This window comes from Streptomyces niveiscabiei (genome assembly GCF_001419795.1).
GTDB classification, from domain to species: domain Bacteria; phylum Actinomycetota; class Actinomycetes; order Streptomycetales; family Streptomycetaceae; genus Streptomyces; species Streptomyces niveiscabiei.
The window spans coordinates 1-8,851 of the sequence record NZ_LIRL01000125.1; the positions used below are offsets into that span (position 1 = coordinate 1).

Genomic DNA, 8,851 nt, shown 5'->3' on the forward strand with positions numbered 1-8,851 from the left:
CGGTCGCCGACCGGCTGCGCGCCGAGCGGCACCAGGTGCGGGCCGAGGTCGTCGGCCGTATCCCCGAGACCCCGGCGTCGGCGAACGGGCGCGAGCAGTCGTACCGGGTCGCGGTCCGCTGGACCCCGCCGGGCGGGCAGCCCCGTACGACGACGGCTCCCGTCGAGGCGGGCACGCGCACCGGCGACGTGGTCGACGTCTGGCTCGACGCCCGTGGCCGCGGCGTGCGCCCGCCGCCGAACTCGGCGATGGTGTGGCAGCAGTCCCTCTCGGTCGCCTTCTGCGCGGGCGGCGCCATGGCCGGCGCGGTCGCCGTCGGGTACGTCGTCTTCCGCCGCACGGCGCTGCGGCACCGCCTCGCGGAGTGGGAGCGCGACTGGGCCCTGACGGAACCCCGCTGGACGCGCCGCCGGGCCTGAACCGTCCCCCGGGCCCCGCCACCGGGAACCCTCGCCCCCCGCGTGACCTGCGGGAACCGAAAACTTTCGGCCTCTGGTGGCCCTCCTCCGCGCCACGTACGGTGAGGGCGTCCGGCCACTTCCCCGAAGGCGGTTTCCTGATGCCCCTGTTCGACCTGTCCCTCGAAGAACTCCACGAGTACCGCAGCGATTCGGTGGCCCCGGAGGACTTCGACGCGTTCTGGACGAAGACTCTCCAGGAAGCGCGGGAGCACGACCTGGACGCCCGTTTCGAGCCGGTCGACACGGGCCTGACGACGGTCGACGTGTACGACGTGACGTTCGCGGGCTTCGGCGGCCACCCGGTGAAGGCGTGGTTCACCGTCCCGTCCGGCGCGACCGAACCCCTGCCGCTGGTCGTGGAGTTCGTCGGCTACGGCGGCGGCCGTGGCCTCCCGCACGAGCACCTCCTGTGGGCGTCGACGGGCCGCGCCCACCTGATCATGGACACCCGGGGCCAGGGCAGCGCCTGGGGCGGCGGTGGCGGCACCCCGGACCCGGTGGGCGCCGCGCCCGCCTACCCGGGGTTCATGACGCGCGGGATCGACGCGCCGGAGAACTACTACTACCGGCGGGTGTTCACGGACGGCGTGCGAGCGGTGGAGGCGGCCCGCTCGCACCCGCTGGCCGACGCGTCCCGCACGGTGGTCCTCGGCGGCAGCCAGGGCGGCGGCATCAGCATCGCGGTCTCCGGGCTCGTACCGGACCTCGCGGGCGCCGCCCCGGACGTACCGTTCCTGTGCGACTTCCCGCGCGCCGCGATCCTCACGGACCGGCACCCGTACCGCGAGATCGGCCTCTTCCTGAAGACGCACCGGGGCCGCAGCGCCGACGTCCAGCGCACCCTCGCCTACTTCGACGGCGTCCACTTCGCGGCCCGCGCGAGTGCCCCCGCCCTGTTCTCGGCGGCCCTTGAGGACCAGACCTGCCCGCCGTCGACGGTGTTCGCGGCGTTCAACGCCTGGGCGCACGACGACAAGCAGATCGAGGTGTACGACTTCAACGACCACGAGGGCGGCGGCCCCTACCAGGAGGAGGCCAAGCTCCGCTGGCTGCGCGCGCTCACCGCACGCTGAGCGACTTCGCGACACGGACCACCGGGTCGTCGGCGACGGCGCCCGGTGTCCCCGGGGTACCGGCGGCCACCGCGTACGTCAGCACCCAGGCCCGCGCACCGGCCTCCCACACCGTGAACGTGACCCGCTGCCGGGTCTCCGTCTGGAACGCGGTCTCCCGGAACGCCCGCATCCCGAGCCCGGTCACCGCGTCGACCGTCACGCCACTCATCTGAGCGGGCGCCGGGTCGGCGCGCAGGGAGTGCGCGGCGGCCAGTTCGGCGGCGTAGGGGCGGGTGGCCGGGGTGAGGGAGACGGAAGCGTCGCCGTCGGCGGAGGTGTAGGCGCAGACGTCCGGGGCGCTGCCCTGGTCGGGGGCGACCTGGGCGGTGAAGCGGGCACCGGGGACCAGCCGCCGGGCGGCATCGGCCGACAGCACCGCGCACAGACGGGACGGCGGCAGCGTCTTCATCGAAGGCGAAGGCGAAGGCGCGGGAGAAGCGGCGGCGGCCGGAGTCGCGGAAGACGACGCGGAGTCGCAGGCGCTCAGCAGCGCGCAGGCGAACACGGCGAGCACGCCTGCGGCGGCCCGGGAGAAGCGGCGCATGGGTTCAGATCCTGGGTCGGGAGCGATGACGGGGTGAGGCACCCCGCCGGAGGGGGCGGCGGGGTGCCTCGGTGCGGGCCGGTCAGGACCAGACGTGGTACGTCCCGTAGTCGTTGACGGCTATGTTGCTGGTCCAGGAGCCCCACCGCTCGTTCGGCGACCAGGTGTAGAAGTGCGGCTTGGCCGTGACGTCGCCCGGGCTCGGCAGGCAGGACCTGCCGGTCGAGTGGTAGATCCCGACGTACACGCCCTGCGTCCAGCGGCGCTCGACGACCTGGATCGGTGCGGCGTACTGGCCGGGCCGCATGGTGATCTGCCAGGTGAACGAGGTGGTGGTGGAGCCGTTGCGCTCGTAGTTCGGGGTGATGGAGGCCAGCTCGCTGAGCGCCTTGCTGAAGACGCCGGGCACCTTGAGGCTGAGGCCGACCGAGTACTTCCAGCCGGTCGTCTTGGACTTCGACCAGGCGTAGGTGCAGCTGGGGACGTTGGTGGGGCAGCGGTACGTGAGGTGCTGCCGGTCGCCGCGCCACACCCAGTCCTGCCAGGGCTTGCTGGCCTGCTGCACGGCCACGGTCCGGGTCTGGTACTTCGTCGACCAGTTCCCGGCGATGTCGGCGTTCGGCTCGGTGTAGTGGTTGCCCAGGCACTCCTGGCCGCTCGCAGAGGCGACGCCGGGGGACGCCAGCACCACCAGGGGCGCCAGGCCCAGCGCCATCAGCCCGGCCAGCCTCTTCCTGCGCCCGGTCCCGAGTTCGGTCTTCACCCTTGGTTCTCCTCTTGCGTCTGCTTGCGGATTCGCTGTCCGGGGACGACGTTTCCGCGCCGAGGAGTTGTTCGAGAAGCCCCCCTCCGGTCCTGAACAACCGGTTTGACCTGCGCGTACGCGATCCTTAACGCGCCGGACACCGGCCGTACGCGTCACGCTCGGCCGCAGATCCGCCGGTACGGTGCGTCGGGTACGTACGTCCGCCACTGGGCTCGGGTGAGGCCGACGCCCCCCGCTCGCTCGCAGACCCGCCGGGCCGCCCGCTCGGGGTCGATGTCGTACCGCTGGAGGGGTGCGTGGGCGCTGCTCGCGTACAGGGTCGTGCCGTCGGCGCCGAACGCGACGGAGTCGATCTCCTCGCCGGGGGTGGTGACGGGGCCGCCGAGGGGCTGCTGGGTGGCGGTGTCCCACAGCCCGATGCCCCTGAGTCCGCCGCCGACGGCGAGGGTGCGGCCGTCGGGGCTGAACGCCGTTGTCGTGGCGGCGTTCTCGGCCGTGGTGAGGGTCGTCCGCAGGCGGCCGTCGCTCCACAGGCGGATGGTGCGGGAGTCGTTGCTCGTGGTGGCGAGGGTGCGGCCGTCGGGGCTGAAGCGGAGTTCCTGGACGAGGTCGTCGGTGGGGTGGGTGAGGGTCGTCCGCAGGCGGCCGGTCGTGGTGTCCCAGAGGCGGATGGTCCGGTCCTCGCCCGCGGCGGCGTAGGTGCGCGCGTCGGGGGTGAAGGCCGCCGCGGTGGGGTGCGCGACGTGGAAGGCCCAGGTCGCGCCGGGGCGGCCGGTCGCCGTGTCCCACCGGCGCAGGGTGCCGTCGGCGTAGCCGGTCACGAGGGCGGTGCCGTCGGGGGTGAAACGGAGGGCGCGTACGAGGTTCTCGGGCTGGTGCGGCAGGTTCCCGCGCAGGCGTCCGGTCCGGGTGTCCCAGACCTTCACCGCGCGCGTGTCGTCGGCGGAGCCCCCGGCGGTAGCGAGGGTGGTGCCGTCGGGGCTGAACGCCAGGGTCAGCACGGCGTCGTGGTGTCCGGCGAGGCGGCGCCTGAGCGGGAGGGCCGCCGCGTTGCGCAGGACGGTGTCCGCCTCGTCGGTGGCGGCGGTCCGGTACGCCCGCACGGCGAGGAGCGCGGCCAGATCGGGGTCCGTGTCCATCAGGTCACGGGACTCGACGGACAGCAGCCGGGAGACATTCTGTTTCTGGAACACCAATGCGTCCCGTGTCTCCCGCAATTCCCTCTCGCGCTGCCAGACGACCAATCCGCCCGCGGTCAACGCGGCGACGAGAACACCGATCAGGAATACGATTCTCCGCCCACCAGGCTTCATCAGGTGAATGTACTGCGAGTATTTTGGGCGGGGAACGGCCTGTGCGACATCGCGTCGACCGACAGGAGTCCCTCGTGTCAGAGAACCCCTCTCCGCCAACAGGCTGGCGGCGTTATCTGCGGGACAGCCATTTCGTCGCCACGGCCATCGTCGCGCCGGTCGTCGTCTCGCTGATCGGGCTCGGGCTGGCCGGTGGTTTCTCGTGGATCGGGGACCGGTTCGAGGAGAAGAAACCCCCCTTGTACGTTTCCGGCTCCCGTCCCCCGAGAGTCGCCGAGTCCCCCAGGGCTGCGGGCCAGCCGGAGGCGGAGACGCAGGGCATCCGGTCCCTGGCGAGCGCGTATCTGTGCCCGTGGGAGGCGTGGGTGGTGACGAGGCCGCCCGGCGACTTCGGTACCGTACCCGTCCTCGGGGACGGCAGTCCCGACCCGGCGTTCATCAGCGCCGACACCGCCGGGGACCCCTCCTCCACCCACGTCGTCATCGACGTCCAGCCCGTCGACGACCGGCCGCTCCAGATCAAGGAGCTGAGGATCAGGGTGCTCGAACGGCGACCGGCTCCGACCGCCGTGCAGGCGACCCTGGTGGGGCTCAAGACCTGGGGGTGCGGAGACGGTCCGACCCCCCTGGTCGCCCGCGCCGATCTCGACGGCGGCGCCGATTTCGCGACCGTCTCTCTTCCGGGAGCCACGAAACTCCCTCAAGAACTCCTCGACGGAAAGTCCTTGCTGATCGACCTCGTCGTGGAGACCCGGACCTGTGACTGTGTCTGGATTCCCGAGATCGTGTGGAACAAGGACGGAAAGACGAGGACGACGGAATTCCGCTTGAACGGGAAGAACTTCCGCACCATTCCGGCCGAGGGGCTGGAGCGCCGCGCGTGGGAAAGGGACCAGAACACGCAGGAATGGTCGAAGACGGTCTTCGACGAGTCGATCCTGGACTGACGCCGGCTTCTTTCCGTCAGCGGCGCAGCACCAGGGCTGATGCGTTCTCAGCTCGCGAGACGAGTCGATCGCCCGTGTAGCGCCGATCCGCAACAGCTCACCTCCCTCGCCGAGGTACTGGGGCGGATACCCGATCCCCGCCGGGTCCGGGGCCGCCGCTACCGCCTGAACTCCCTGCTCGCGCTATGCCTGGTCGCTGTCCTCGGCGGAGCCACGCCCCTGGCCGCCATCGCCCGCTTCGCCGCCGACACCCACCCCGGCCTGCGCGAACAACTCGAACTGGCCTCCAGCACACCGAACGCCTCCACGCTGGGACGGCTCCTCGCCCGCCTGAACGGCGACGCGCTCGACGACGCCGAGGGCGCCTGGCTCGCCCGGTACGCCGCCGCCCCGGTCGACGAAGGCGGCGACACGTTGGCCGGCCTGGCCGTCGACGGCCAGCCGGTCCGCGGATCCCGTACCGACGGCGCAGCCGTCCACCTGCTCGCCGCCGCGCTCCACTCCTGCCAGACCGGATCGCCCAGCGCCAGATCGCCGCAAAGGGCAACGAGATACCGTCCTCGGCCCCGCTGCTGGACCAAATCAACCTGCACGGTGTCGTCGTCACCGCCGATGCGCTACACACCCAGCGCACCCACGCCGAACACCTCATCACCACCGGCGGCCACTACCTCCTGGTGGTCAAGGGCAACCAGAAGAAGCCGCGCCAGCAGCGGCGACACCTGCCCTGGCGCCAGATCCCGCTGCAAGCCCGCACCACCGGGGCCGGGCACGGCCGCCGCGAGGTCCGCCGCCTGAAGGTCTGCACCGTCCGACCCGGCCTGCTCTTCCCGCACGCCGTCCAGGCGATGGAGATCAGGCGCCGCCGCACCAACCACAAGACCGGCAAGGCCGAGACGAAGACCGTCTACGCGGTCATCAGCCTCCCGCCCGAACAGGCCGGCCCGGCACGACTCGCCGAACTCGTCCGGAGTCACCGGTCAGTCGAGGCCCTGCATCACGTCAGAGACGTGACCTACGGCGAAAGACGCCTCGCGAGTACGCACTGGCACCGCACCCCGCGCCATGGCCACCCTGCGCAACCTCGCCATCGGACTCATCGCCCCTGTTCCACCCGTCCTGCGTCACAAGAGCTCCAGATCCCAGAATTCGCCGCCAGATTTTTCCAGTGCGAAGAAGATTCTCCCGTCGGGCCGGCAGACGATGAATCGCCCACACGCGTATCCGCAGTCATGCGTGTAGTCACCGATCGCAACACTCGTCGAGAACTCCATGGCCAGCGCTGCTGCGAGGAAGCCGAGCTTCTCACCACCAACATTCAGCGGGGACATACCGTCGACGAGCGTCCGGTACCCGACTTCCTGCCGGATGATGTCCAGGCTTGTCGTTTCCCCCTGCCTCTTCGGCGGTAGATCCAGCCAATCGCCAAACATCACCACGTTCTCGATCGGCGTCCGCAAGTGCTCCGACAGGGCTGTGCGCAGGTCATCCCACGACAGGCTGGCCATGAAAGAGATCTCGAAGGGCTCAAGCATCCGGTGCCGCCAGAATCTGTCCCGGATCGGCGTTCAACAGCCACCCCGGATCAGCCGACCGCCCTCCCATCGCCGCATTTTCACGGCAAGGGCCACCGTCTTGGAGATCACCAGACATGACCAGGACGGTACCCGCTCCCACCCACTCGCCCCGCACCAGCCCCAGGCAAGAGCACCGAAATACGCACTTTCACGCATATCCGGAACCCGGCCCCTCGGTAGCGATCGACCGCTGCGGCGATGTTGGTCCAGGCGACTTGGCTCACAAGGCCGATGACCAGGTTGCGTACGGTGGCCATGGCGCGGGGTGCGGTCTCGGTGTGAAGTTCCACCAGCTACTGAGCCTGGGCGAACCGGTCATCTCGCTACCTGAGCACGCGTCGGCCCTGGGCGCAGCCCCAGCGCCGCCGCCCCCGCGTACCGCGCCTGCGCGCCCAACTCCTCCTCGATCCGGACGAGTTGGTTGTACTTGGCGGTCCGGTCGGCGCGGGAGAGGGAGCCGGTCTTGATCTGGCCGCAGCCCGTCGCGACGGCGAGGTCGGCGATCGTGGTGTCCTCGGTCTCGCCGGAGCGGTGGGACATGACGACGGTGTAGCCGGCGCGGTGGGCCGTGGACACCGTGGCGAGGGTCTCCGTGAGGGTGCCGATCTGGTTGACCTTCACCAGGATCGAGTTGGCGATGCCGGCGCGGATGCCAGCGCTCAGGAGGGTCTCGTTCGTGCAGAAGACGTCGTCGCCGGTGAGCTGGCAGCGCTCGCCGAGGCTCGCGGTCAGCTCGCGCCAGCCCTCGTGGTCGTCCTCGCCCATCGGGTCCTCGATGGAGGCGACGGGGTAGCGCTCGACGAGCCCGGCGAGGTACGCGGCGTGTTCGCCGGGGGTGCGGCGTACGCCTTCCCCGGCGTAGTCGTACACCCCGTCCCGGAAGAACTCGGAGGCGGCCGGGTCCATGACGAGGGTGATGTCGGTGCCGGGCTTGTAGCCGCTGCGCTCGATGGCCTGGACGACGAAGTCGAGCGCCTCGTCGGCCGTGCGCAGGTCGGGCGCGAACCCGCCCTCGTCCCCGACGTTGACGCTGTGGCCTGCGGCGAGGAGGCTCGCGCGCAGGGTGTGGAAGACCTCGGAGCCCATCCGGACGGCCTCGGCGAAGGTCGCCGCGCCGATGGGGGCGATCATGAACTCCTGGAAGTCGAGCGGGTTGTCGGCGTGGGCGCCGCCGTTGACGATGTTCATCATCGGCACGGGCAGGAGCCGCGCGTCGACGCCGCCGACGTAGCGGTAGAGCGGCAGCCGGTGGGCGGCGGCAGCGGCCTTCGCGGTGGCGAGCGAGACGCCGAGCAGGGCGTTGGCGCCCAGGCGCGACTTGGTGGGCGTGCCGTCCAGCTCGATCATCGTGCGGTCGACGGTCGCCTGGTCCTCGGCGTCGAGGCCGACGACCGCGTCCGCGACGCTCTCGTTCACGGCGTCGACCGCGCGGCGGACTCCCTTGCCGTGGAAGCGGTGCGGGTCGCCGTCCCGCAGTTCGACCGCCTCCCGGGCGCCGGTCGAGGCACCCGACGGGACGGCGGCGCGGCCGAGGGAGCCGTCCTTCAGCTCCACGTCCACCTCGACGGTGGGGTTGCCCCGGCTGTCGATGATCTCCCGGGCGACGACCCTGCTGATCGCGGTCACGACACGTCTCCTCACGCTGGGCCCGCGTGGCACCGGACGGGTGCAGGCGGCTGCGGGCGGTCTTTAAGTTCCGACTGGAAACAAAGTGAGTCCCGAAAAGGAACCTACTATGGGTCCATGAGGATGCACAACGCCGACGAGACCTGCGGCATCGCCCAGGCCGCCCTCGTCCTGGGCGACTGGTGGAACGTACTCGTGCTGCGCGAAGTCGCCCGCGGCCACGTCCGCTTCGACGCGCTCGCCGCCGAGATCGGCCTCTCCCGCAAGGTCCTCACCGAGCGGCTCGGGAAGCTGGTCGCGCAGGGCGTGCTGCGGCGGAGCCTGTACCAACGGCGGCCCGTGCGGTACGAGTACGTGTTCACCGACGCCGGTACAGCCCTGCTGCCGCTGCTCGTCGCGATGCAGGACTGGGGGGACCGGTGGGTCCTCGGCGACGGCGAGTTGACCGCGTCCGCCGAGGAGGAGGGGGCCGAGCAGGCGCGTGTACGGGGGCGGGTGCGGG

At 71.1% G+C, this 8,851-nt stretch carries 9 protein-coding genes and 2 pseudogenes; 6 read left to right on the plus strand and 5 right to left on the minus strand.

Annotated features, from left to right (window positions below):
• Positions 1-419, plus strand: a 419-nt coding sequence (locus AOK24_RS07065; RefSeq protein WP_055719190.1) for an Rv1733c family protein, incomplete at its 5' end; no start/stop codon positions are given.
• A 140-nt stretch (positions 420-559) separates the two neighbouring features.
• Complete coding sequence (locus AOK24_RS07070) at positions 560-1,534, plus strand: acetylxylan esterase (RefSeq protein ID WP_055719191.1); 975 nt, start codon at positions 560-562, stop codon at positions 1,532-1,534.
• Here the strand turns inward: AOK24_RS07070 and AOK24_RS52235 are convergent.
• From AOK24_RS52235 to AOK24_RS07085, 3 genes are all read right to left on the minus strand, one after another.
• Positions 1,521-2,120: a hypothetical protein gene (locus AOK24_RS52235; protein WP_055719192.1), complete on the minus strand. Its 600-nt coding sequence runs from the start codon at positions 2,118-2,120 to the stop codon at positions 1,521-1,523. The two genes, AOK24_RS07070 and AOK24_RS52235, sit on opposite strands and share 14 nt — an antisense overlap.
• Positions 2,121-2,202: 82 nt before the next feature.
• On the minus strand, positions 2,203-2,883 hold the full coding sequence (locus AOK24_RS07080) for a hypothetical protein (protein ID WP_055719193.1): 681 nt from the start codon (positions 2,881-2,883) through the stop codon (positions 2,203-2,205).
• Positions 2,884-3,038: 155 nt separating this feature from the next.
• Positions 3,039-4,079, minus strand: coding sequence for a WD40 repeat domain-containing protein (locus AOK24_RS07085; RefSeq protein ID WP_055719194.1), 1,041 nt, complete (start codon positions 4,077-4,079; stop codon positions 3,039-3,041).
• Between the two features lie 194 nt (positions 4,080-4,273).
• Here AOK24_RS07085 and AOK24_RS07090 point away from each other — a divergent pair, with 194 nt between their 5' ends.
• The 3 genes and pseudogenes from AOK24_RS07090 to AOK24_RS52640 all read left to right on the plus strand — a co-directional run.
• A complete protein-coding gene (locus AOK24_RS07090) occupies positions 4,274-5,146 on the plus strand; it encodes a hypothetical protein (protein WP_055719195.1) in 873 nt (290 codons plus the stop codon).
• Between the two features lie 39 nt (positions 5,147-5,185).
• Positions 5,186-5,458, plus strand: a pseudogene (locus tag AOK24_RS52635) (transposase family protein); the annotation flags it as partial.
• A 260-nt stretch (positions 5,459-5,718) separates the two neighbouring features.
• A pseudogene (locus AOK24_RS52640) lies at positions 5,719-6,126 on the plus strand (transposase); the annotation flags it as partial.
• Positions 6,127-6,270: 144 nt separating this feature from the next.
• Here the strand turns inward: AOK24_RS52640 and AOK24_RS49585 are convergent.
• Together AOK24_RS49585 and eno are read right to left on the minus strand one after the other, a co-directional pair.
• Positions 6,271-6,681 carry a hypothetical protein gene (locus tag AOK24_RS49585; RefSeq protein WP_055719198.1) on the minus strand — a complete coding sequence of 137 codons (411 nt, stop codon included), beginning with the start codon at positions 6,679-6,681 and terminating at the stop codon, positions 6,271-6,273.
• 357 nt (positions 6,682-7,038) lie between these two features.
• Positions 7,039-8,349 (minus strand): phosphopyruvate hydratase, encoded by a 1,311-nt coding sequence (gene eno, locus AOK24_RS07110; RefSeq protein WP_055719199.1) that lies wholly within the window; start codon positions 8,347-8,349, stop codon positions 7,039-7,041.
• 117 nt (positions 8,350-8,466) lie between these two features.
• On the opposite strand from eno, the gene AOK24_RS07115 reads away from it, so the two are divergent.
• A partial coding sequence (locus AOK24_RS07115; protein ID WP_167376810.1) for a winged helix-turn-helix transcriptional regulator occupies positions 8,467-8,851 on the plus strand: 385 nt, incomplete at its 3' end.